Origin of the sequence: Clavibacter michiganensis, assembly GCF_002151125.1 — a bacterium.
Lineage (GTDB): Bacteria > Actinomycetota > Actinomycetes > Actinomycetales > Microbacteriaceae > Clavibacter > Clavibacter michiganensis_C.
Window position 1 is genome coordinate 131,150 of sequence record NZ_MDJZ01000015.1, and the last position, 23,098, is coordinate 154,247.

The 23,098-nt window shown below is 73.9% G+C and carries 17 protein-coding genes; 12 read left to right on the forward strand and 5 right to left on the reverse strand.

The window, feature by feature from the left end; genetic code table 11:
* Positions 1 to 50 precede the first annotated feature (50 nt).
* The 9 genes from tsf (at position 51) to BFL37_RS08495 (ending at position 7,693) form a co-directional block, all read left to right on the forward strand.
* Complete coding sequence (gene tsf, locus BFL37_RS08455) at positions 51 to 878, forward strand: translation elongation factor Ts (RefSeq protein ID WP_086514686.1); 828 nt, start codon at positions 51 to 53, stop codon at positions 876 to 878.
* A gap of 153 nt (positions 879 to 1,031) precedes the next feature.
* Positions 1,032 to 1,748 carry a UMP kinase gene (gene pyrH, locus BFL37_RS08460; RefSeq protein ID WP_012298201.1) on the forward strand — a complete coding sequence of 239 codons (717 nt, stop codon included), beginning with the start codon at positions 1,032 to 1,034 and terminating at the stop codon, positions 1,746 to 1,748.
* A 153-nt stretch (positions 1,749 to 1,901) separates the two neighbouring features.
* A complete protein-coding gene (gene frr / locus BFL37_RS08465; RefSeq protein ID WP_241533935.1) occupies positions 1,902 to 2,420 on the forward strand; it encodes a ribosome recycling factor in 519 nt (172 codons plus the stop codon).
* Entirely contained in the window at positions 2,421 to 3,461 is a 1,041-nt protein-coding gene (locus BFL37_RS08470; RefSeq protein WP_086514688.1) for a phosphatidate cytidylyltransferase, read from the forward strand.
* Between the two features lie 10 nt (positions 3,462 to 3,471).
* Complete coding sequence (locus BFL37_RS08475; protein WP_086514689.1) at positions 3,472 to 4,017, forward strand: DivIVA domain-containing protein; 546 nt, start codon at positions 3,472 to 3,474, stop codon at positions 4,015 to 4,017.
* A 103-nt stretch (positions 4,018 to 4,120) separates the two neighbouring features.
* A complete protein-coding gene (locus BFL37_RS08480) occupies positions 4,121 to 4,831 on the forward strand; it encodes a hypothetical protein (RefSeq protein WP_086514690.1) in 711 nt (236 codons plus the stop codon).
* Positions 4,832 to 4,899: 68 nt separating this feature from the next.
* Entirely contained in the window at positions 4,900 to 6,630 is a 1,731-nt protein-coding gene (locus tag BFL37_RS08485; RefSeq protein ID WP_086514691.1) for a cation:proton antiporter, read from the forward strand.
* A gap of 35 nt (positions 6,631 to 6,665) precedes the next feature.
* On the forward strand, positions 6,666 to 6,962 hold the full coding sequence (locus BFL37_RS08490; protein WP_086514692.1) for a hypothetical protein: 297 nt from the start codon (positions 6,666 to 6,668) through the stop codon (positions 6,960 to 6,962).
* The gene (locus BFL37_RS08495) at positions 6,959 to 7,693 is read left to right on the forward strand and encodes an alpha/beta hydrolase (RefSeq protein ID WP_086514693.1); all 735 of its coding nucleotides are present in this window, start codon (positions 6,959 to 6,961) and stop codon (positions 7,691 to 7,693) included. The genes BFL37_RS08490 and BFL37_RS08495 overlap by 4 nt, the downstream gene beginning before the upstream one ends.
* Positions 7,694 to 7,708: 15 nt before the next feature.
* Here the strand turns inward: BFL37_RS08495 and BFL37_RS08500 are convergent, their stop codons facing one another.
* Together BFL37_RS08500 and BFL37_RS08505 are read right to left on the reverse strand one after the other, a co-directional pair.
* The gene (locus BFL37_RS08500; protein WP_086514694.1) at positions 7,709 to 8,767 is read right to left on the reverse strand and encodes an AI-2E family transporter; all 1,059 of its coding nucleotides are present in this window, start codon (positions 8,765 to 8,767) and stop codon (positions 7,709 to 7,711) included.
* 27 nt (positions 8,768 to 8,794) lie between these two features.
* Positions 8,795 to 10,567, reverse strand: a complete 1,773-nt coding sequence (locus BFL37_RS08505) for a hypothetical protein (protein WP_086514856.1) — start codon at positions 10,565 to 10,567, stop codon at positions 8,795 to 8,797.
* A gap of 286 nt (positions 10,568 to 10,853) precedes the next feature.
* On the opposite strand from BFL37_RS08505, the gene BFL37_RS08510 reads away from it, so the two are divergent.
* Entirely contained in the window at positions 10,854 to 12,722 is a 1,869-nt protein-coding gene (locus BFL37_RS08510; protein ID WP_086514695.1) for a hypothetical protein, read from the forward strand.
* Positions 12,719 to 13,714, forward strand: coding sequence for a tetratricopeptide repeat protein (locus BFL37_RS08515; protein WP_086514696.1), 996 nt, complete (start codon positions 12,719 to 12,721; stop codon positions 13,712 to 13,714). Before BFL37_RS08510 ends, BFL37_RS08515 begins: the two co-directional genes overlap by 4 nt.
* 73 nt (positions 13,715 to 13,787) lie before the next feature.
* Here the strand turns inward: BFL37_RS08515 and glgB are convergent, their stop codons facing one another.
* Positions 13,788 to 16,355 (reverse strand): 1,4-alpha-glucan branching protein GlgB, encoded by a 2,568-nt coding sequence (gene glgB, locus BFL37_RS08520; RefSeq protein ID WP_086514697.1) that lies wholly within the window; start codon positions 16,353 to 16,355, stop codon positions 13,788 to 13,790.
* Positions 16,352 to 18,862, reverse strand: a complete 2,511-nt coding sequence (locus tag BFL37_RS08525) for an alpha-1,4-glucan--maltose-1-phosphate maltosyltransferase (protein ID WP_241533920.1) — start codon at positions 18,860 to 18,862, stop codon at positions 16,352 to 16,354. The genes glgB and BFL37_RS08525 overlap by 4 nt, the downstream gene beginning before the upstream one ends.
* A gap of 217 nt (positions 18,863 to 19,079) precedes the next feature.
* On the opposite strand from BFL37_RS08525, the gene glgP reads away from it, so the two are divergent.
* Positions 19,080 to 21,638 carry an alpha-glucan family phosphorylase gene (glgP, locus tag BFL37_RS08530; RefSeq protein ID WP_086514698.1) on the forward strand — a complete coding sequence of 853 codons (2,559 nt, stop codon included), beginning with the start codon at positions 19,080 to 19,082 and terminating at the stop codon, positions 21,636 to 21,638.
* Between the two features lie 42 nt (positions 21,639 to 21,680).
* Here glgP and BFL37_RS08535 read toward each other — a convergent pair whose 3' ends face one another.
* Positions 21,681 to 23,030, reverse strand: coding sequence for an SGNH/GDSL hydrolase family protein (locus BFL37_RS08535; RefSeq protein ID WP_241533921.1), 1,350 nt, complete (start codon positions 23,028 to 23,030; stop codon positions 21,681 to 21,683).
* Positions 23,031 to 23,098 lie beyond the last annotated feature (68 nt).

Genomic DNA, 23,098 nt, shown 5'->3' on the forward strand with positions numbered 1-23,098 from the left:
TCACCTCCGGGAGACCCCCGGATCATCACCTACAGAAGGAGTCCATGAGCATGGCGAACTTCACTGCCGCTGACGTCAAGGAGCTGCGCGACCGCCTCGGCGCCGGCATGATGGACAGCAAGAACGCGCTGGTCGAGGCTGACGGCGACATCGAGAAGGCCATCGAGATCCTGCGTCTCAAGGGCCAGAAGGGCAACGCCAAGCGCGGCGACCGCTCCACCGCCGAGGGCCTCGTCGCCGCCGGCGACAAGGACGGCGCCGCCACCCTCATCGAGCTCGCGTGCGAGACCGACTTCGTCGCCAAGAACGACAAGTTCATCGCGCTGTCCGAGTCCGTCCTCGCCGCGGTCGTCGCGGCCGGCGCGTCCACCGTCGAGGAGGCCCTCCAGGCCCCCGCCGGCGAGCAGACCGTCGACCAGCTGATCAGCGACCAGGCCGCCATCCTCGGCGAGAAGATCGCCCTGCGTCGCGTGGCCCGCCTCGACGGCGAGCACCAGGAGGTCTACCTCCACCGCACGTCGAAGGACCTCCCGCCCCAGGTCGGCGTCGTCGTCGACTACACGGGCACGGATGCCGAGACGGCCCGCAGCATCGCCCAGCACATCGCGTTCGCCAACCCGGAGTACCTCGCCCGCGAGGACGTCCCGGCGGACAAGGTCGAGGCCGAGCGCGCGATCGTCACCGAGATCTCGCGCAACGAGGGCAAGCCCGAGGCCGCCCTGCCGAAGATCATCGAGGGTCGCCTCACCGGCTACTTCAAGCAGGTCGCGCTCCTCGAGCAGGACTACGCGAAGGACAACAAGCAGTCCGTGAAGAAGGTCGTCGAGGCCGCCGGCCTCACGGTCACGGGCTTCGCCCGCTTCAAGGTCGGCGCCTAGCACCACCACGGGGAGCCCGGGTCGCATGCGACCCGGGCTCCCTTCTCCATGTCCGGAGCCGTCGGCCGCGAGGCGCCGCCGACCCTGCCGGGCGTCACAGTAGATTGGACCGGGGCCGGATCCGGCGACCGGAACGCGAGGACGGGAACACCAATGACCGATCAGACCACCACCCGCCGTGTCCTCCTCAAGCTCTCCGGGGAGTCGTTCGGCGGCGGCCAGATGGGCGTGGACCCGGACGTCGTCAGCGCGCTCGCCCGGGAGATCGCGGAGGCCGCGAAGACCGTCGAGGTCGCCATCGTGGTCGGCGGCGGCAACTTCTTCCGGGGCGCGCAGCTGTCGCAGCGCGGCATGGACCGCGGCCGCGCCGACTACATGGGCATGCTCGGCACGGTGATGAACGCGCTCGCCCTGCAGGACTTCCTCGAGCAGGCCGGCGCCGCCACCCGCGTCCAGTCCGCCATCTCGATGACCCAGGTCGCCGAGCCCTACATCCCGCGTCGCGCCGTGCGCCACCTCGAGAAGGGCCGCATCGTCATCTTCGGCGCGGGCGCCGGACTGCCCTACTTCTCGACCGACACCGTGGCCGCGCAGCGCGCCCTCGAGATCTCGGCCACCGAGGTCCTCGTCGCGAAGAACGGCGTCGACGGCGTCTACACGGGCGATCCCCGCACCGACTCGACCGCCACGCTCCTCGACACCGTCACCTACCAGGACGCCCTGCAGCGCGGCCTCAAGGTGGTCGACTCGACCGCCTTCAGCCTCTGCATGGACAACGACATGAAGATGGTCGTCTTCGGGATGGAGCCGGGTGGCAACGTCACCCGCGCGATCCGGGGCGAGCGCATCGGCACCATCGTCTCCAACTGACGACCCGGCGCTCCGCCGCGGGCCCCGACGGGCCGCGTCGCGGGCGGAGCGCCTCCCCATCCGCGTTAAGATCGACCGGGCGCCCCTCGTGCCCGCGCTACCGAAGGAGAACCCGTGACCGTCGCAGAAGTCCTCGCAGATGCCCGAGACCGGATGGGCAAGGCCGTCGAGGCGGTGAAGGAGGACTTCGGGAGCGTGCGCACGGGCCGTGCGAACCCGGCCCTCTTCCAGAAGGTCATGGTCGAGTACTACGGCAGCCCCACGCCGCTCGGCCAGCTGGCGAGCATGAACAACCCCGAGGCGCGCACGCTCATCGTCACGCCCTACGACAAGACGGCCCTCAAGGAGATCGAGAAGGCCCTCGTCAACGTCCCGAACCTCAGCGCCACCGTCGGCAACGACGGCGAGATGGTGCGCCTCACGCTGCCAGAGCTCACCGAGGACCGCCGCAAGGAGTTCGTCAAGATCGTCCGCGGCAAGGCGGAGGAGGGGCGCGTCAGCGTGCGCAACATCCGCCGCCGCTCCAAGGACACGCTGGACGCGCTCAAGGGCGAGGTCGGCGACGACGAGGTCGCGCGCGCCGAGAAGGAGCTTGAGGCGCTCACCAAGACGCACACCGACCAGGTCGACGACGCGCTGAAGCGCAAAGAGACCGAACTCCTCGAGGTCTAGGTGGCCAGCCCCGAGGATCCCGCCGAGCGGGCGCCCGTCGTGCCGCCCGCTCCGGGCCCCGACGGCGCACCGCGGATCCGCAGGCGCCGCGGCCGCGTGACGCGCGCCGAGTTCGAGGCGCAGGTCCAGGCCACGCGCGCCGACCTCACCGCGCAGGTGCGTGCCACGCGCGCGTCCCTCGAGGCGACGAACGACCGCATCAACGCCCGCACGGGACGCAACCTCCTCTTCGCGGTGAGCGTCGGCCTCCTGCTCGGCGGGGTGGTCCTCGTCAGCCTCGTGGTCGTCAAGCAGCTCTTCCTGCTCATCGCGGTCGCTCTCGTCGCCTTCACCGCATACGAGCTCGCCACGGCGCTGCGCCAGGCGGGCCGGCGCGTGCCGCGCGTGGGCTCGGTCATCGCGGTCGTCGCGCTCATGCCGATCACCTACTTCGGACGGCCCGACGGGCAGTGGCTGGGCCTCCTCGGGGCGATGGCCTTCGTCGCGCTCTGGCGCGTCGCCGAGCAGGCCGTGCCCGCGCGGCGGACTCCCGTGCGGGCGGTCGTCGGCGACATCGGCTCCAGCGTCTTCCTGCTCGGCTACGTGGGGCTGCTCGGGTCCTTCGCGGTGCTGCTCACCGCGGGCGACGGGGGCGAGTGGTGGACGCTCGCGTTCCTCATCCTCGTGGTGTGCAGCGACACGGGCGCCTACGTCGCGGGCCTCAACTTCGGCAAGCACCCCATGGCGCCCACCATCAGCCCGAAGAAGACCTGGGAGGGGTTCGCCGGGGCGGTCGTCGCGGCGGTCCTCGCGGGGATCCTGCTCTCGCTGTTCATGATCCAGCAGGCGTGGTGGTTCGGCGTGGTGCTCGGGCTCGTGATCGTCGTGACCGCGACGCTCGGCGACCTCGCCGAGTCGCTCATCAAGCGCGACCTCGGGGTCAAGGACATCAGCTCCTGGCTGCCGGGCCACGGCGGCTTCCTCGACCGCCTCGATTCCGTGCTGCCGTCCGCCGCCGTCGCCTATGCGCTGTTCCTCATCGTCACGGGCGCTTCCTCGTAGGATGTCCCGGATGACCACCACCTTCCCGACCGCCGGGCGCCGCGAGCGCGGCTACGACCCGGACCAGGTCGACACCTTCCTGCGCGACGCGCGGCGCTGCTACGACGACGAGGCCGACCGCTCGCTGACCTCGGAGACGATCCGCCGGGTGTCCTTCGACATGCGCCGCGGGGGCTACTCGGCAGCGGCCGTCGACCGGGTCCTCGAGCGGCTGGAGGACGCGTTCGCGGTGCGGGAGCGCGACCGCACGGTCGCCCGGGTCGGCGCCGACGCCTGGAACGCCGAGGCGCGTCGCGCGGCGCAGGAGATCCTGGACCGGGTCAGCCGGCCGACGGGGGAGCGCTTCGACCGGGCGGGATTCCTGACGACCGGATACGACCGCCGCGAGGTCGACCGGTTCGCGGACCGCATCGCGAAGTACTTCCGGGGGACCAAGCCGATGAGCGTGGACGACGTCCGCACGGTGGCGTTCCACCCGCGTCGCGGAGGCTACCGGGAGGCGCAGGTCGACCTGCTGCTGGACGCCGTCGTCGACGTCATGAACGCCGTCCGCTGACGTCCGCCAGGCGTCCTCCCCATCCGCATCGGCTGACAGGACGCCCCCGATGCGGGCAGGGAGTCGCCATCCGGGTAACGGTTGGGTAAAGTCGTCCGAAGCCATGGGTAGACACACGAACGACCTCGCTCCTCGCCAGCCGCTCACCGCCGCGCCGAGGCCCGCCCCGCGACGGCGCTCCGCGTTCTCGCGGGTGGCCGCGCCCATCATCGCGTTCGGTGCGGCTTCCGCCTTCATGCTGGTCAACGTCGTGGATCCCACGTCCGGCGCCGTCGCGAACCCGCAGTACCAGGAGTACCAGACCACCGTCGCGCAGCTGGCGCGTGCCGATGCCCAGAGCATCTCCGTGACCTCGGCCGACACGGCCGTCGAGATCGAGCCCGGGTTCGAGTCCGTCGCGGCCCCGCCGCCCCCGCCGCCGCCCGTCGAGACCCCCGCGCCGTCCACCGGCTCCGGCTCCAGCGCGAAGTCGCCGGGCTCGGGAGGGGGAGGCGGGGCGATCGCCATCCCCGACCCCGGCAGCGCGAAGGGCATCGCCCGCAGCATCCTCGCGTCCCAGGGCATGGGCGACGACCAGTACGCGTGCCTCGACTACCTCTGGACGAAGGAGTCCGGCTGGCGCGTGAACGCCTACAACCCGAGCGGCGCCTACGGCATCCCGCAGGCCCTGCCGGGCAGCAAGATGGCGTCCGCGGGCGCCGACTGGCAGACGAACCCGGCGACGCAGATCACGTGGGGCCTCGGCTACATCGAGTCGCGCTACGGCTCCCCGTGCGGCGCGAAGGCCCACAGCGTCCTGAAGAACTGGTACTGACCGCGCGCTCCGCTTCCACGGGTGCTCGGCGTGCATCGTCGCGCACCCCGCCGGGCTAGCCTCGGACCATGGACTACGCGGCTCTCGGCGTCGCCGGGATCGCGACCCTGGTGGCCGTCACGCTCCTCGCGCGGCGCATCCGAGTGGCCACCCCGCTCGTGCTGGTCCTGGTCGGCGTGGGGGTCTCGTTCCTGCCGGGCGTGCCGCCCGTCGAGGTGCCACCCGAGCTGATCCTCGCGGGCGTGCTCCCGCCGCTGCTCTACGGGGCGGCGGTGACGGTGCCTCTGGTCGACCTCCGCCGGAACCTGCGCACGATCATCAGCCTCTCGGTGGTGCTGGTCCTCGTGTCCGCCTTCGGCATCGGGCTGCTCCTCTACGCGCTCTTCCCCGACCTGTCCTTCGCGGGGGCCCTCGCGCTCGGCGCCGTCGTGAGCCCGCCCGACGCCGTGGCCGCCACGAGCATCGCCCGCCGGCTCGGCCTGCCTCCGCGCCTCGTCACCGTCCTGGAGGGCGAGGGCCTCGTCAACGACGCGACGGCGCTCGTCCTGCTGCGCACATCGATCGCGGCGGTCGGCGCCTCCGTCGACCTCTGGCAGGCCGCGGGCGGCTTCGTGCTCTCCGCGGTGGGAGCCCTGGCGATCGGCCTCGCGGTCGGCCTCGTCACGACCGAGGTGCGGCGCCGGCTCGACGACCCCGTCCTCGACACCGCGATCTCCTTCGCCGTCCCGTTCGTCGCGTTCATCCCGGCGGAGGAGGTCGGCGCATCCGGCGTCCTGGCCGTCGTCGCGGCGGGCATCTGGTCGGGCCACCGGAGCGCGTCGACGCTCTCGGCGCAGTCGCGCATCAACGAGCGGCTGAACTGGCGGACCGTGCTGTTCCTGCTCGAGAACGGCGTCTTCCTCCTGATGGGGCTGGAGCTGCGCGACATCATCGACGAGGTGCACGAGGCCGACCTGGGCGTCGGCACGGCGGTGGCCTACGGCTTCCTCACGCTGGTGGCGCTGACGCTCATCCGCTTCGGGTTCCTGGTGCCGCTGCTCCTCGGGCTCCGCCGCCACGAGGAGCACGTCGCGGCGCGCACGCGTCGGGTGCGCCGCGGGCTGGAGCGTCTCCGCCGGGAGCGCGGCGACGACCGGCCGTCACGGCGCGAGCGGACCGCCGCGCGGATCCTCCGGCGGCGACGGGCCGACATGCAGGCCCTCCGCTCGCAGGGCCTCGGGTGGCGCGGCGGGCTCGTGCTGGGCTGGGCGGGCATGCGCGGCGTGGTCACGCTCGCGGCCGCCCAGTCGCTGCCGTCGGACACGCCGTACCGCGCGCAGCTCGTCCTCATCGCCTTCACGGTCGCGATCGCGTCGCTGCTCGTCAACGGCGGGACGCTCCCCGCGGTGATCCGGTTGAGCGGCATCCGCGGCAGCGACGCGGTCGAGGACCAGCGGCAGCTCGCGGCGCTCGTCTCCGAGCTGGCCGACGCGGGGATCCGCGCCGTCGACGAGGGCGTGCGGCAGCTGCCCGACGGGACGGACGTGGACGAGGAGGTCCTCGAGCGCGTGCGCCGCGACACGGCCATGAAGGCCGAGTGGGTGACGGAGCGCGCGGAGGCGATGGCGGCCGACGACGGCGCCCCGCTCACCCCGCGCGCCGCGTACCTGATGCTCCGGCGGCACGTGCTCGACGCCGAGCGCGCGGCCCTGCTCGAGGCGCGCCGCGCGGGCGAGCACCCGTCGCGCGTGCTGGCCCGGGCGCAGCGCATGCTCGACCAGGAGGAGGCGCGCCTCGGCCGCCAGGCGGACGCCGGCTGACCGGACCCGCGCACGACGCGGCCTAGGATCGGATCATGCCGCGCAGCAATCGACCCCGGGGGAGACGTGCGCGCGAGGAGGAGGACGAGGACGTGCTCACGCGCCTCCTCAGCGGATCGCAGCACACCGAGACACGGCGCGGCCGCGTCTGGAACGTGCAGCCCGTCTCGGCGGCCCGGGCCCTCAAGGTCTACCGCTGCCCCGGCTGCACCCTCGACATCGAACCCGGCCACGCGCACGTCGTCGCCTGGCGCGCCGACGGCATGATGGGCGAGCAGAGCGATCTCGCCGCCCGCCGTCACTGGCACACCCACTGCTGGAAGGTCTCATGACGGACGCCGCTCCCCGCACGATCACCAGCTCGACGGAGCTTCCCGCGCGCCGCGAGGACGTGGAGCTCGTCACCGCTGACGGGCTGCGGCTCGTGGGGGAGCTCGCGCTGCCGGCCGACCGGGATCCGGTGGCGACGCTCGTGACGCTGCACCCGCTGCCCACCGCCGGCGGCTTCATGGACTCGCACGTCCTCCGCAAGGCGGCGCTCCGTCTCCCCGCCATGGCCGGCCTCGCGGTGCTCCGCTTCAACACCCGCGGCACGACGTCCACCCGGGGCACGAGCGAGGGTGCGTTCGACGGCGGCGACGCCGAGCGCCACGACCTGGCGGCGGCCATGGACCTCGTCGCCGAGCGCGGCCTGCCGGCCCCGTGGATCGTCGGCTGGTCCTTCGGCACCGAGATCGCGCTGAAGCACGGACGGGCGCACCCCGTGGAGGGCGCGATCCTCCTCTCGCCGCCCCTGCACCGGGCCACGGCCGACGAGGTGGCCGCGTGGCACGGGGATCCTCGCCGCCTCGTGATCCTCGTGCCCGAGCACGACGACTTCCTCCGCCCCGCCGAGGCCCGCGAGCGGTTCGCGTCCGTGCCGGAGGCGGAGCTGATCGCGGTGGACGGCGCCAAGCACCTCTGGGTGGGGGAGACGCAGGTCTCGCGCGTGCTCACCGAGATCGTGCGGACGGTCGCCCCGCAGGCGCTGCCGCTCCCGACGGAGTGGCCGCCCGCGCGCTGATCCCGCGCCGGTCCCTCAGCGCTCGTTCTGGAGCGGGATCGCGACCTGCCGGATGATGAGCAGCACGGCGGCCGCGACCGGCACCGCGATGAGCGCGCCGAGCACCCCGAGCAGCGTGCCGCCCGTGAGCGCGGCGATCACGACGATGACGCCGGGCACCTTGACGGCCCGGTTCATGATGTTGGGGCTCAGCACGTACGCCTCGATCTGCATGTAGACGAGGTAGTAGACGGCCACGGCGATCCACGTGTTCATCGACTCCGGCAGCAGCACGATCTGGCCGAGCAGGATGAGCGCCGAGCCGGTGATCGTGCCGACGAGCGGCAGCAGCGAGAACAGGAACGCGATGAACGCCCACACGGCGGGCAGGGCCGCGCCGACGATGCTGAGGTAGATGAAGCTGAGGACGCCGTTGCAGAGCGCGAGGCCGACCTGGCCCATGACGTAGCGGCCGACCGACTGCGTGATCTGCTCGGCGATGTCGGCGAAGCGCGCGCGGCGCGTGGCCGGCACGAGCTTGTAGAGGCCGCTCTTGAAGGAGTTGAGCGAGGCCGTGAAGTACATCGTGAGGATCACGACGATGACCAGCCCGAAGAGGAAGTTGCCGATCGTGAACGCGACGGTGAGGACGTTGCCCGTGATGGTGGCGACGTTCGAGGCGTTGGAGAGGTACTGGACGAGCTCGTCCGCGCCGGTCTGGACGTCGAAGACCTCGCGCGGCACGAACGACTGCAGGTTCTCGATGAACTGGTCGCCGCTCACGCTCTGCGCGTACTGGACGATCTGCGTGACGAGCGCGCTCGCCTGGTTCACGACGACGGGGATGACCGCCAGCAGCACGCCCGCGAGCGACCCGAGCAGCACCAGGAAGATCACGAGGATGGCGACCGGACGGGGGACGCTCTTGCGCTCCAGGTACGTGACGAGAGGGTCGATGCCGAGCGCCAGGAATATCGCCGTGCCCACGTAGGTGAGGACGGTCCCCAGGGACACGAGCGCGCCGCCGATGACGAGCGCGGTGAGCACGCCGAGACCCGCCAGGAGGCCGAGCCGGTAGGGGTTCTGGATCTTCACGTCGGAGGCCTCCGGTTCGGCACGCGCTCAGCGCGCGGTGCGGGGTTCGTCGTCGGAGGAGGCGTCGTCCGCCTGGGTCAGCACGCCGCGGACGTTCTCCAGGTACGCGGCCACCGCCTCGCGCTCGATCCTAATGCGGTCGAGTCGCTCCTCCGCGTCGGCGACGGCCTCGCGCGCGCGGCGCTCCGCGTCGGCCACGGTCTCGCGGGCGCGGCGCTCCGCGTCGGCGATGGCGGCGCGGGCATCGTGGTCGGCGTCGTCGCGCGCCTTCCTGGCCGCCTCGCGGCTGTCCTTCGCGAGCGTCTCCGCCTCCTCGCGCGTGGAGGCGAGGAGCGCGGTGACCTCCTGCAGCCGTGCCTCGGCCTCGCCGAGGTACGCGGCCGTGCGCTCGACGGCCTCGCGCTGGCGCTCGGCGGCGTCGCGGGCGTCGTGGTCGCGGCGGGCCGTGATCTCGGCGTCGAGGTCGAGGTGGCCCTGCTCGATCTCGCGGCTGAGCAGCAGGCGCGCCTCCTCGGCCTCGGCCGCGAACTCGCGGCGCGTCTCGGCCGCCTCGCGCTCGAGGCGCAGGCGCTCCGCCTCCCGGCGGTCGGCCTCCAGCGCCTCGGCCTCGGCGATCTCGCGCTCGAGCGCGCCGCGCGCGGTGACGGCCTCCAGCTCCAGCTGCTCCCGCGTGGCCCGGGTCTCCCGCTCCAGGCGATCGGTGCCCTGCGCGACGTCGCGGGCGAGGTCGGTTCGCGCCTCGTCGACGTCGCGGGCCAGGTCGCCCCGCGCGGTCGCCACCTCGAGCTCGAGCGCCTCGCGCGTCTCCGCGATCTCGCGCTCGAGGGCCGCCCGGGTCTCCTCCACGTCGCGGTCGAACGCGGTGCGCTCGGCATGGATCCGGCGGTCGAAGTCGTCGCGGGACGCCTGCACCTCGCGGTCCCAGTCGGTGCGCGCCTGCTCGATCTCCCGGTCGAGGTCGGTCCGGGTCTGCTCCTCGAGCTGGGCGAGGGCGATGCGCCTCGTCTCCTCGTCGAGACGGAGCCGCTCCTCGGCCTCCCGGACGTCGCGGTCGAGCTCGGCGCGCTCCTCGGCGACCGACTCGTCGTGCCGGGCGCGGGCGTCCGCGAGCTCGCGCTCGAGCGCGCCGCGGGCGAGGACGCTCTCCCGGGCGAGGTCGGCCGCGTCGCGGCGGGCCTCGTCGGTCTCGCGGTCGACCCGCGCGCGGAGCTCCGCGACCTCCCGGGCCGCCTCGGCGCGCTCGGCGTCGGTCTCGCGCAGGGCCGTGGCGCGGAGGTCGGCGACCTCCGTGCGCGTGCGGAGGAGGAGGGCGGCGGCCTCGCGCTCGGCGTCGCTGCGCAGGCCCTCTGCCCGGTCGTCCGCGCGCTCGCCCAGGTCGTCGGCCTCCCGGCGGGCGGCGTCGAGGATCTGCGCGGCCTGCGCGCGCGCCTGGTCGACGAGGTGGTGAGCGGTCGCCTCGGCCTCGGCGCGCTGCGCGTCCGTCTCCTCCTGCGTGGCGCGGCGGAGGCGGGCGGCGTCGGCGTCCGCCTGCGCGACCAGGCGCGTGGACTGCTCCTCGGCGACCCGCAGGGTGGCCTCGAGCCGGCTGCCGAGCCCGGCGAACGTGGGGCTGCCGACCTCCTCGAGCTCGTCGCGCAGCTCCTGCTCGCTGCGGCGGAGGCGCTCGGCCTCGGCGCGGAGCTCCGCGCCCTGCTGGTTCGAGCGGATGAGCTCGCGGCGCAGGTCGGCGACGGCCCGGTCGACCTCGTCGCGGTTGTAGCCGCGCATGGCGGGGCTGAACGGCGTGTCGTCGTGGGGCACGGGGGACTCCTTCGCGGGCGGCTCGCGCACGCCGGGCGGGGCGCAGCAGGTGCCGATCCTACCGAGTCGGCCCTCCGCGCCCGCGGCTCCCCCCACGGCCGCGACGACGGGCGGGGGAGGCGCTCCCAGGGTCGTCCGGTATCCTTCGATGTCGTCGTCCGCCGCCGATCCGCCCCGAACACGGCGGGTACGTCGCGAGAGCACCCGTGCTCGACGGCCGTCGTGGTCGTCACCACGACCGCCGCGCATGCAGCAGCCGCCCGCGACGACACGAGAGGAGACACCCGTGCGATTCGTCCTGGCGATCGCGACCTTCGTGGTCGCGGCCCTCATGATCGGGCTGGGGATCGCCCAGCACACGTTCCTGGCCGGACCCGACCGCATCACCGCGTCGACGTCGTCGGCGGGAGACGCGGCCTACACGGTCATCAGCGGGGAGACGCTCAACGCGCACCCCGGGCTGCAGGACACCGTGGCCCGCGGCGACGGCGAGGTCTTCGCCGCGTACGGCCCCACGACGGACGTCGAGGCGTGGGTGGGCACGAGCCCGTACACGCGCGTCGCCATGGACGACCAGGGCGGGCTGACCAGCCAGGTCGTGGAGCCGGAGGCGGCCACGCCGACGCCGGCCCCGACCCCGTCCGCCGACAGCTCCGGTTCAGACGCATCGGGCACCGCCGCCGAGGCCGCGCCCACGGTCACCGACCCGCGCGGATCCGACCTCTGGCTCTCCGAGCAGACCGGCCAGGGCGAGGTCTCGCTCAGCACGCGCCTCCCGGACGACGTCAGCCTCATCCTCGCCACGGACGGCCAGGCCGCCGCTCCCGCCGACATCGAGCTCTCGTGGCCGTCCGAGGGCGAGTCGCCCTGGGTCGTCCCGCTCGTGGTGGGCGGCATCGCGCTGCTCGTCCTCGGGCTCGTCCTGTACCTCCTCGCGCTCCGCCACCTGCGCCGCAGCCGCGGACCGCGGCGCAACCTGCCGCCGCGCGGCGGACCCCGCGTCCCGCGCATCGGCCCGGCCGCCCGTCGGGCGGCCCTCACGGCCGGCTCCGGGACGGCTCCCGCGCAGCCCCGCGGCCGCGGTCGACGCAGCCGCATCGCGCTGCCGGTCCTCGTCGTCACCGGCCTCGCCCTGAGCGGGTGCACCGTGCAGGGCGCGCCGGCCGACCTCGCCGCCGGCGCGGGATCCGCGGGATCCACGGCGACGCCCACCCCGTCGTCGTCGCTCGACGCCGCCCGTGAGGCGGAGGACGCGGATCCGCCCGTCGTCACCCAGGACCAGGCCGAGCGCATCGTGTCCCGTGTCTCGGAGGTCGCGACCGCGGCCGACCAGGCGCTCGACGCGGAGCAGCTGACCTCGCGGTTCGCCGGGCCCGCGCTGCAGGAGCGCACGTCTGACTACCAGGTGCGCAAGGCCAAGCCCGACATCGCCGCGGTCCCGGCCATCCCGGCGGGCGACCTGCAGCTCACGCTCCCGCAGGCCACCGTCGCGTGGCCGCGCACGATCGCCGCGGTCGTGAAGGACCCCGACGCGGACGACGCGCCCACCCTGTCGCTCACGCTCGTGCAGGACAGCCCGCGCGAGAACTACCACGTGCTCTACGCCATGCCCATCTCGACGACGGCGGCCCTGCCCGACGTGGCGCCCGCCGCGATCGGGGCGGCCCGCCTCGCGCCCGACGTGAAGCTGCTCGCGGTCCAGCCGGATCAGCTCTCGGCCGCCTATGCGGACCTGCTCGACAAGGGCGACCAGAGCCAGTACGCGGACCTGTTCGACGCGACAGACGACGGGGTGCGCGCGCAGGACGCCAAGCGGAAGGTCGACTTCCCGGCCTCGATCGGCGAGACCGGCACCGTCGAGTTCTCCGCCACCGCGAACCCCGCGACGCCCGTCGCCATGTCGACCGTGGAGTCCGGCGCGCTCGTGAGCGTCACCGTGGACCTCGGCATCGTCGCGAAGCCCACCGCGGAGGGCGCGAAGGTCAACGCGAACCCGGAGGTCCAGGCGATCACCGGGCTCACGGACTCGGCGAAGGGCTTCGACACCGTCCGCACGGCGCAGATGCTCATGTACGTGCCCCCCGTGAACTCGGGCGAGAAGATCCGCCTGTACGCCTCCAGCACCCACATCACCTCGGCCAAGGAGCTCCCATGACGAACGTGCCCCCCTCCGCCGCCAGCCTCCGCGGCGCCGTCGACCTCTCCTCGCTCGTGAACCGGACGCAGGCGCCCGCCGCTCCCGCGGGTGCGGCGGCGGCTCCCGGCGCCCCGGGTGCGCCCGCCGCGCCGGGCGGCCCGGCGGGCGCGCCGCAGTCGGTGGACGTCCCCGGCCTCGTGCTCGCGGCGGACGACGCGTCCTTCACGCAGTTCCTCGACATCTCCGCCGTGGTGCCCGTCATCGTCGAGCTCGTCTCGACGGGGCTCGCCTCCAGCCGCGAGCTGTCGCCCGTGCTGGAGCGCGTGGTCACCGAGCAGGCCGGCCGCGTGCTCCTCGTCCGCATCGACATCGACCAGAGCCCGCAGCTCGGCCAGGCGTTCCAGGCCCAGACGGTGCCGACGGTGGCGGCGCTCATCGGCGGCCGACCCGTGGGCCTCTTCGCCGGCGTGATCCCCGAGGACCAGGTCCGCGACGTCATCCGGCAGGTGCTGGAGCTGGCGCAGCAGAACGGCGTGACCGGCACCGCGGTGGCCCCCGGCGGATCCGCCGAGCCGGCCGCCCCCGTCGAGGAGCCGCTGCCGCCGCACCACGCGGAGGCCTACGCCTTCATCGAGCAGGGCGACTACGCGTCCGCTGCCGCCGAGTACCGCACCGCGATCGCGCAGAACCCGCGCGACGCCCTCGCCGTCGCGGGCCTCGCCCAGGTGAGCCTGCTGCACCGGCTCGACGGGAAGGCGGCCGACGGGATCCGGTCCGCCGCCGCATCCGCCCCGGACGACGTGGACGCGCAGCTCCTCGTGGCCGACCTCGACCTCTCGGGCGGGCACGTCGAGGACGCCTTCGACCGGCTCCTGACGCTGTTCCCCGGGCTCGACGCGGAGGGCCGCGAGGCCGTCCGCCAGCGCCTGATCGAGCACTTCGAGGTCGTCGGGCTCGAGGACCCCCGCGTCGCCGTCGCGCGCCGCCGCCTCACGCGCCTCCTGTACTGACGCGCATCCCGCCCGCACGACGACGGCGCCGCACCCCTTCCGGGATGCGGCGCCGTCGTCGTGCGCGGTCCGGTCAGACCGTGGGCACCCGCGGGGTGCCGTCGTCCGAGCCCGGTGCGTCGTCCGTCGCCGAGAGCCCCTCGACGGGCGGCTGAGTCTCCCGCGACTGCGGGAGGACGGGAGCCGCGTCCGCTACGGCGAACGGCGTGCCGTCGGCGCGCGTCTCGTCCGCGTCGGGTGCCGCATGCGCCGGCGCCTCCACGGGACGCAGGTCGGCCGGATCCTGCTTCAGGCGCAGCCACAGGCCCGCCAGCGGCGGCAGCGTCAGCTCCGCCGACGCCGGTCGTCCGTGCCAGCCCTCGTCGCCCGCGTGCACGGCGCCGAGGTTGCCCACGCCGGATCCGGCGAACTGCTCGGCGTCCGTGTTGAGGATCTCCTCCCACACGCCCGCCTGCGGCAGCCCCAGCCGGTAGCCCGTGATGGGCGCGCCGGAGAAGTTGTGCACGACGGCGACCTGGTTCCCGTCGCGGTCGCGGCGGAGGAACGCGAGGACGTTGCGCCCGGCGTCGCCCGCGTCGATCCACTCGAAGCCGGCCGGGTCATTGTCGAGCGCCCACAGCGCGGGCGTCTCGACGTAGGTGCGGTTGAGGGCGCCGACGAGGTCGAACAGGGCGCGGTGGACGGGCTGGTCGAGGATCCACCAGTCGAGCCCGCGCTCCTCGCTCCACTCGGACGGCTGCCCGAACTCCTGGCCCATGAAGAGCAGCTGCTTGCCGGGGTGCGACCACATGAACGACAGGTACGCGCGCACGTTGGCGAGCTTCTGCCAGTGGTCGCCCGGCATCTTGCCGACGAGCGAGCCCTTGCCGTGCACGACCTCGTCGTGGCTGATGGGGAGGAGGAAGTTCTCCGTGTACGCGTAGACCATCGAGAACGTGATCTGGCCGTGGTGGTACGCGCGGTACATCGGGTCGACGGCCGAGTAGTCGAGCGTGTCGTGCATCCAGCCCATGTTCCACTTGAGCCCGAAGCCGAGGCCGCCGTCGCTCGTGGGGCGCGTGACGCCGGGGAAGCTCGTGGACTCCTCCGCGATCATCACGATGCCCGGGTGGGTGCGGTACGCGGTGGCGTTGACCTCCTGCAGGAAGCTGATCGCCTCGAGGTTCTCGCGGCCGCCGTGCACGTTGGGGAGCCACTGGCCCTCCTCGCGCGAGTAGTCGAGGTAGAGCATCGAGGCCACGGCGTCGACCCGGAGGCCGTCGATGTGGAACTCCTCGAACCAGTACAGCGCGTTGGCGACGAGGAAGTTGCGGACCTGCGAGTGGCCGAAGTCGAAGACGAGGGTGCCCCAGTCCTGCTGCTCGCCGCGGCGCGGGTCGGTGTGCTCGTAGAGCGGCTGGCCGTCGAACTGCGCGAGCGCGAAGGCGTCCTTCGGGAAGTGGGCCGGGACCCAGTCCACGATGACGCCGATGCCCGCGCGGTGCAGCGTGTCGATGAGGAACTTGAGGTCGTCGGGGGAGCCGAACCGCGAGGTCGGCGCGTAGTAGCCGGAGACCTGGTAGCCCCACGATCCGCCGAACGGGTGCTCCGCGAGCGGCAGGAACTCGACGTGCGTGTAGGAGAGCTCCTGGAGGTAGGCGACGAGCTCGCCGGCGACCTCGCGGTAGCCGAGGCCGGGGCGCCAGGATCCGAGGTGCATCTCGTACACGCTCATCGGGGAGTCGTGGGGGTCGCGGGCGGCGCGCTCCTCGAGCCAGGCGGCGTCGTCCCACTGGTACGCGCTCGTCTCGACGCGGGACGCGGTCGCGGGCGGGACCTCGGTCATGCGGGCCATGGGGTCGGCCTTCTCGATCCACCGCCCCTCCTGCGTGAGGATCTCGAACTTGTACGAGACGCCGGGCTCGACGCCGGGCACGAACAGCTCCCAGACGCCGTTGCCGTCGAGGCGGCGCATCGCGTGCTGCACGCCGTCCCAGCCGTTGAAGCCGCCGATGACGCGGACGGCCCGGGCATGGGGCGCCCAGACGGAGAAGGACACGCCCTCGTAGGTGCGCGCGACGCCCCAGTGCTCGCGGTGATGGGCGCCGAGGACGTCCCAGAGGCGCTCGTGGCGGCCCTCGCCGAAGAGGTACAGGTCGAGGTCGCCGACCGTGGGGAGGAAGCGGTACGGGTCCTCGCTCGTCCAGGTACCGCCGTCGGGGTAGCGGGCCTCGACCTCGTAGTCCTGGAGTCCGAGGACGTGCGCTCCCTGCCAGACGCCGTGGCCCACGTGGGCGAGGGCGACGCGGGCGCCGGTGGAGAGGATCACGGACACGGCGTCCGCGAGGGGGCGGAGCGCGCGCACGACGACCAGGTCGTCGCCGACGCCGTCGATCGCGACGGGGTGCTGGCCGAGGACCGAGTGCGGGCCGGAGTGGACGCCCTCGGCGACGGCGCGCAGGTCGTGGTCCGCCACCTCGGGGAGGCGGACGGGGTCGGACGCGGACGCGGTCTCGCCGGAGGCGTCGTCCGCCGCGGGGACGACGACGTCGGTCCCGCGGTCGGGGTCGACCTCGGCGGCCGGCGGGACGACCACGTCGGCGCCCGTCGTCTGCTCGTGCTGGGGGTCGTGCGCGGGGGTGGTGTCGGTCATGTCCGTCATCCCTTCGATGCGGTCGGGTGGACCCGGAACACGTGCACGGGGTGCGTGAACGCGTCGAGCCGGACGAAGTTGGAGGTCGACCACGTGTAGACGTCGCCCGTGAGGAGGTCCTCGACGTCGAACACGGCGTCCTCGGCGAGGCCGAAGCGGGTGGGGTCGAGGTAGACCTGGGTCTCACGCGCCGAGTGGGGGTCGACGTTGGCGACCACGAGGATCGTGTCGGCCTCGCCCGTGCCGGTGTGCTCGGCGGCGAGGTGCTTGGAGTAGACGAGGATCGAGTCGTCGTCGCTCCAGTGCACGTCGAGGTTCCGCAGCTGGCGGAGCGCGGGGTGCTGGCGGCGGATCTCGTTCAGGCGCGTGATCTCCGGGGCGATGGATCCGCCGAGCTCCTCCTGCCGTGCCCAGTCGCGCGGCTTGAACTCGTACTTCTCGTTGTCGATGTTCTCCTCGGCGCCGGGGCGCGCGACGTTCTCGATCAGCTCGTAGCCCGAGTAGATGCCCCACGACGGCGACGCGGTCGCGGCGATGGCCGCGCGGATCCGGTACGCGGCGCGCCCGCCGAACTGCAGGTAGGGCGTGAGGATGTCGTGCGTGTTCGCGAAGAAGTTCGGTCGGAGGTAGTCGCTCGTCTCGTGGCTGACCTCGGTGAGGTACTCCTCGAGCTCCTGCTTCGTGTTCCGCCAGGTGAAGTACGTGTACGACTGCTGGAACCCGATCTTGGCGAGCGTCCGCATCATGGCGGGGCGCGTGAACGCCTCGCTGAGGAAGATCGCGTCGGGCTCGTCGCGCATCACCTGGTGGATGAGGCGCTCCCAGAACACGAGCGGCTTCGTGTGCGGGTTGTCGACGCGGAAGATCTTGACGCCGAGGCCGAGCCAGACCCGCATGACGCGGAGCATCTCGCGGTAGGACCCTTCCGGGTCGTTGTCGAAGTTCAGCGGGTAGATGTCCTGGTACTTCTTCGGCGGGTTCTCCGCGAAGGCGATGGAGCCGTCGGGGAGCGTCGTGAAGAGCTCGGGATGCGTCGTGACCCACGGGTGGTCGGGCGACGCCTGCAGCGCGATGTCGATCGCGAGCTCCATGCCGTGCTCGGCGACCTCGTCGACGAAGGCGCGGAAGTCGTCCGCCGTGCCGAGCTCGGGGTGGATGCTGTCGTGCCCGCCGTCCTCGGATCCGATGCCGTAGGGCGAGCCCGGGTCGTGGGGCCCCGCGGTGAGCGTGTTGTTCGGGCCCTTGCGGTTGGTGCGGCCGATGGGGTGCACCGGCGGGATGTAGACGACGTCGAAGCCCATGTCGCGGATCGCGGGGAGGCGGCGGGCGGCCGTGGCGAAGGTGCCGCTCGTCCAGGAGCCGTCCTCGTGCTGGACGGCGCCCTCCGAGCGGGGGAAGAACTCGTACCAGGATCCGACGGCGGCGCGCTCGCGCTCCACCACGATGGTGCGCTCGGGGCTGAGCGTGACGAGGCTGCGGAGGGGGACGCGGTCGATCGCGGCCAGGACCTCCGGGGTCGTGGCGGCGGCGAGGCGAGCGTCGGGGGTGGCGTCCGCGTCGGCGATGCCGGCCAGGGCCGCGCGGAGGACGTCGCGGTCGGCGGCGTCGCGGGTGTCGTCGGAGGCCGCGCGCTCGAGCGCCTCGGCGCCGAGGGCGAGCATCACGTCGACGTCGAGGCCCGCGGGGACCTTGATCTCCGCGTTGTGCAGCCACGTGCCGAAGTCGTCGGACCACGCGCTCACGCGCCAGGTCCAGACGCCCTGCGTCTCGAGCTGCGCGCTCGTGATCCAGCGGTCGAGGCCGGGCTTCGTGGCGTCGAGCGACATGCGGTGCGAGGTCTCGGCGCCGGTCGGGTCGGTGAGCAGCACGTCGGCGCCGATGAGGTCGTGGCCCTCGCGGAAGATCGTGGCGCCGAACGGCACCACGTCGTGGACGAAGCTCTTCGCGGGCCAGAGGTCGTCCTCGATCTGCGGGGTGAGCGACAGGATCGGGATGCGGCCGATGACGGGGGCGTAGTCGTCGTCGTCGGGCTCGGCTGCGGGCGCGGGCCGGGCAGCGGGCGCGGGGGTCGGCGCGGCCGGCGACGGATCGGCCGACCGGGCGGGCTCGGCGACGCGCGTCGGCTCCGCGGACGGCGTCGGCTCGGCGGCGGGCGCCGCGTGGCGGGGCGCGGACGGCGGGGCGGGGGCGGCCTCCGGCTCGGGGACCACGGGCGCCGGCTCCGGCGTCGGCTCGGGGGCCACGGGCGCGGGCTCCGGCTCCGGGGCGGGCTCCGGGACCGCGGACACCGGCGCCGCGACGGGCGACACCGGGACCACGTCCGGCTGCGGGGTCGGCTCGGGCGCCTCGGCGGCGGCATCGGGGGCCGCCTGCTCGGGCGCCGCGGGGATCATCGGGGGCTCGGGCGTCGGCGGCTTCTGCGCGTCCTGGAGCTTCTGGGCCTTGGCGAGCTTGCGGGCTGCACGGCCGCGCACCGGGCGGGGGAGGGGATCGGGTCCGTCCTGGGGTGTGGTCACTGTTCGACCGTAGCCCGTGAGCCGTCCGGCTGTCGCTCGCCGCGGCGGTGGCGGACGCCGTCCGGATGCCCGACGCCCGCCCGTCATCCTCCGTCCGGCCCGCGTCCACGCTCCCTCCACGACCGGCCCGGACCCTGGTGCGGTGCATCCCGCGCCCCTAGGCTCGGGAGCCATCGCGCGGGTCCGCCCGCCGCCCGTACCGGTTCGAGGGAGTCCCGTGAAGGCCATCCGCAGGTTCACCGTCCGTGCCGTCCTCCCGGGGGAGCTGTCCGCGCTGGACGAGCTCGCCGGGAACCTCCGGTGGTCGTGGTACGAGCCCACCCGCCGCGTGTTCGCGCACGTGAGCCCGGAGCTGTGGGAGGGGACGGGCCACGATCCGGTGGCGCTGCTCGGCGCGGTCGACCAGGAGCGGCTGCGCGAGCTCGCCGCCGACGAGGGGTTCGTCGCGTGGGCGGAGGAGCAGCGGCAGGACCTCCGCGCGTACGTGAGCGAGCCCCGCTGGTACCAGTCCCTCGAGGGCGACGTTCCCGAGGCGATCGGCTACTTCTCGCCCGAGTACGGCATCGCCGCCGCGCTCCCGCAGTACTCCGGCGGCCTCGGGATCCTCGCGGGCGACCACCTGAAGAGCGCCTCCGACCTCGGCATCCCGCTCGTGGGCGTCGGCCTCTTCTACCGGTCCGGGTACTTCCGCCAGGGGATCTCCTCCGACGGCTGGCAGCAGGAGACCTACCCCGTCTTCGACCCCGACGGCCTGCCGCTCCAGGTGCTGCGCGAGGCCGACGGCGCGCCCGTGCACGTCGCCCTCGAGCTGCCCGCCGAGAGGACGCTGCACGCGCGGATCTGGCAGGCGCGCGTCGGCCGGATCCCGCTGCTCCTGCTCGACACCGACGTGCCCGAGAACGACGAGGACCTCCGCCGCGTCACCGACCGGCTCTACGGCGGCGGCGGCGAGCACCGGCTGCACCAGGAGCTGCTGCTCGGCATCGGCGGGGTGCGCGCCATCGCGGCGCACGCGCGCGTCACCGGCTCGCCCGTGCCGCGCGTCTTCCACACCAACGAGGGCCACGCCGGCTTCCTCGGCGTCGAGCGGATCTCGACCCTCATGGCCGACGGCCTCGACTTCGACGAGGCGCTGCAGGTGGTGCGCGCCGGCACCGTGTTCACGACGCACACGCCGGTCCCCGCGGGCATCGACCGGTTCGACGTCGGCCTCGTCCGCCAGCACGTCACGGATCGGCTGCTGCCGGGCGTGCCGCCGGAGCGCGTGCTCGGGCTCGGCGCGGAGTCCCACGAGGGCGGATCCCCGGACGTGTTCAACATGGCGCTCATGGGCCTCCGCCTCGCGCAGCGCGCCAACGGCGTCTCCCAGCTGCACGGCGAGGTCAGCCGGGGGATGTTCGCGGGGCTCTGGCCGGGGTTCGACACCGACGAGGTGCCGATCACGAGCGTCACGAACGGCGTGCACGCGCCGACGTGGACGGATCCGATGCTCATGTCGCTCGCGCGCGAGCGCCTCGGCACGTGGGACACCACCGCGGCCGACTGGTCCTCCACGGCCGTGAGCGACGGCGACCTCTGGGACGTGCGCGGCCGCATGCGCCGCCAGCTCGTGGAGGACGCGCGCCGCCGCGTCGTGCGCGCCTGGCGCGAGCAGAACCCGGGCGCCGTCGAGCCCGCGTGGCTCGAGGACGTGCTCGACCCCGAGGTCCTCACCATCGGCTTCGCGCGACGCGTGCCGACGTACAAGCGGCTGACCCTGATGCTCCACGACCGGGAACGCCTCCGCCGCATCCTCACCGACCCGGACCGTCCCGTGCAGATCGTCGTGGCCGGCAAGTCGCACCCGGCCGACGACGAGGGCAAGCGCCTCATCCAGGAGCTCGTGCGGTTCGCGGCCGAGCCGGGGATCCGCGGGCGGCTCGTGTTCCTGCCCGACTACGACATCGGCATGGCGCAGCTCCTGTACCCGGGCACCGACGTCTGGCTCAACAACCCGCTCCGGCCGCTCGAGGCGTGCGGGACGTCGGGCATGAAGGCGGCGCTCAACGGGGCGCTCAACCTGTCCATCCTCGACGGCTGGTGGAACGAGTACTTCGACGGCGGGAACGGCTGGGCGATCCCGTCGGCCGACCGCGCGCACGACGGCGCCGAGCGCGACGCGATGGAGGCCACCGCGCTCTACGACCTCATCGAGAACCGCATCGCGCCGCGCTTCTACGACCGCGACGGCGACGGCGTGCCCACGGGCTGGGTGCACGACATCCGGCACACGCTGCGGACGCTGTCGCCCGAGCTCAGCGCCGACCGCATGGTGCGCGAGTACGTCGAGCGGCTGTACGTGCCCGCGGGGCGCGCGCAGGCCGTCGTCGCCGCGGACGGGTCCGCCCGGGCCCGCGAGCTCGCGGCCTGGCGCGGACGCGTCGCCGCCGCGTGGCCGTCGGTGCAGGTCGCGCACGTGGAGTCGGAGGGCGTCGAGCACCAGGCGCAGGTGGGCGACGAGCTGCGGGTGCGCGCGTGGGTGGCGCTCGGCGGCCTCGGCGCGGACGACGTGACCGTGGAGGTCGTGCACGGGCGCACCGGGGAGGGCGACGTGCTGACGGACGTCGTGCGGCACGGGCTCGAGCCCGTCGGGGGATCCGGCGGGCAGCAGGAGTACGCCGGCACGGTGCGGCTCGCGAGCGCGGGGCCGTTCGGCTACACGGTGCGGGTCGTGCCGCGGCACGAGCTGCTGGCGTCGAGCGCGGAGCCGGGGCTGCTCGCGGTCGCGAGCAGCTGACGCGGCGTGGACGGGCGGCGCCCTCCGGGGCCGCCCGTCGCGTCAGGCCGGGGTGGCGGAGAGCTTCGCGGCGAGCACCTCGGCGAAGCGCGCGTATCCCCGGTCGTTCGGGTGGTTGTCCGGTCCCATCCAGCCGTACGGGTCGGACGCGCCCTCGCCGACCAGGCGGGGGATGTACGCGCCGATCTCGAAGACGTCGGCGAGCGGATCGGCCGACGCGGCGTCCCGCAGCGCGCCGATGTAGTCGGCCCACGTCGTCCCGCGGATCGGCAGCGTCGTGCGCTCGTACGGCGGCGTGAAGAGGACGGGCGCCTCGCTCGTGGTGCGGATCAGCTCGATGAGCACCGCCGCGTCGGAGCGCACCTCCTCGGGCGTGCGCACGACCACGTCGTTGATGAGGTGCTCGGGCATCCAGAGGTCGAGCTCGAAGCGCGGGGCCGAGCGGATCCACGTGCTCACGCCGTCCGGCCGCGCCCTCTCCGAGAGCTGCCAGAGCTGCGACCCGGAGTTGCCGCCCTCGATGGCGTGGATCCCGCGCTCCTCGTCGCCGTCGAAGAGCCACGCGCCCTCGAGCTCGGGTGCGCCGCCGGCCCACGCGACCGTGATCGCGTGCTCGGCGGACTCGAGCTGCGGGCTCGTCCAGGTGAGGGACCCGCCGGCCTCGGCCCGCACGGTCTCGGGCGGGCCGTCGTCGACCTGGACGGTGATCGCGGCGTCGAGGTCCGGCGCCCACCAGCAGACCCTCGCCGACGTCATGCGCGCGCGGTAGGTGCCGGGGCCCGACGCCTCCGTGAGCAGCACGACCCGGCGCCCCCAGCCGTGGCGGGCGCCCGGGGTCGGCGTCCCGGCGAAGGCGAAGCCCTGGTCGGCGGGCACCGTGATCTGATGCCGCGACGCGATGTAGTCGAGGCCGCCGCGCGCGCCGGACGGGTACGCGCCGCGCAGGCGGTCGCGGAGCTGGGCGGGGTAGGCGTGCTGCAGCGTCGTGGCGCCCTGCCCCTCGGTGATGCTGTCGCCGAGGACGCCGATGGTGAGGCGTCGCTCCCGCACCCGGTCCCGCAGCGCGTAGAAGCCCGCGAGCGCGTCGTCGGGCGCGTAGGTCATGGGCTCGATCGGCGGGCCGCCGGACGCGGTGACGGCGGGCGCGGGCGGATCCCCGGCGTCGGCGGTCGGGGTCGCGATGCCGCCCGAGGTGGGCGGGGCCGGGCGGGGCGTCGTGGTGCAGCCCGCGACGGCGGCGACGGCCGAGAGGGCGGCGAGGCCGCCGCCCGCGACGAGCGCGCGGCGGGTGAGGGTGCGGCGCCGGGTCGGACCGTCGGCGGGGCGCCCGGCGTCGGAGCCCCGGGCGTCGGGGGAGCGGTCGCCGTTCGGGGCGGGGGACTCGTCGGTCATGGGCGGCGTCCTCGTGCTCGGGCGCGCCGGGGCGCGGCGGATCGTGCGGGCGCCTCCAGGAGAGCACA

Excerpts from the sequence above, each read along its gene's own strand:
- tsf (WP_086514686.1), top strand. The coding sequence starts at position 51 with ATGGCGAACTTCACTGCCGCTGACGTCAAGGAGCTGCGCGACCGCCTC.
- pyrH (WP_012298201.1), top strand. The coding sequence starts at position 1,032 with ATGACCGATCAGACCACCACCCGCCGTGTCCTCCTCAAGCTCTCCGGG.
- frr (WP_241533935.1), top strand. The coding sequence starts at position 1,902 with ATGGGCAAGGCCGTCGAGGCGGTGAAGGAGGACTTCGGGAGCGTGCGC.
- BFL37_RS08475 (WP_086514689.1), top strand. The coding sequence starts at position 3,472 with ATGACCACCACCTTCCCGACCGCCGGGCGCCGCGAGCGCGGCTACGAC.
- BFL37_RS08480 (WP_086514690.1), top strand. The coding sequence starts at position 4,121 with ATGGGTAGACACACGAACGACCTCGCTCCTCGCCAGCCGCTCACCGCC.
- BFL37_RS08485 (WP_086514691.1), top strand. The coding sequence starts at position 4,900 with ATGGACTACGCGGCTCTCGGCGTCGCCGGGATCGCGACCCTGGTGGCC.
- BFL37_RS08490 (WP_086514692.1), top strand. The coding sequence starts at position 6,666 with ATGCCGCGCAGCAATCGACCCCGGGGGAGACGTGCGCGCGAGGAGGAG.
- BFL37_RS08495 (WP_086514693.1), top strand. The coding sequence starts at position 6,959 with ATGACGGACGCCGCTCCCCGCACGATCACCAGCTCGACGGAGCTTCCC.
- BFL37_RS08515 (WP_086514696.1), top strand. The coding sequence starts at position 12,719 with ATGACGAACGTGCCCCCCTCCGCCGCCAGCCTCCGCGGCGCCGTCGAC.
- glgB (WP_086514697.1), bottom strand. The coding sequence starts at position 16,355 with ATGACGGACATGACCGACACCACCCCCGCGCACGACCCCCAGCACGAG.
- BFL37_RS08535 (WP_241533921.1), bottom strand. The coding sequence starts at position 23,030 with ATGACCGACGAGTCCCCCGCCCCGAACGGCGACCGCTCCCCCGACGCC.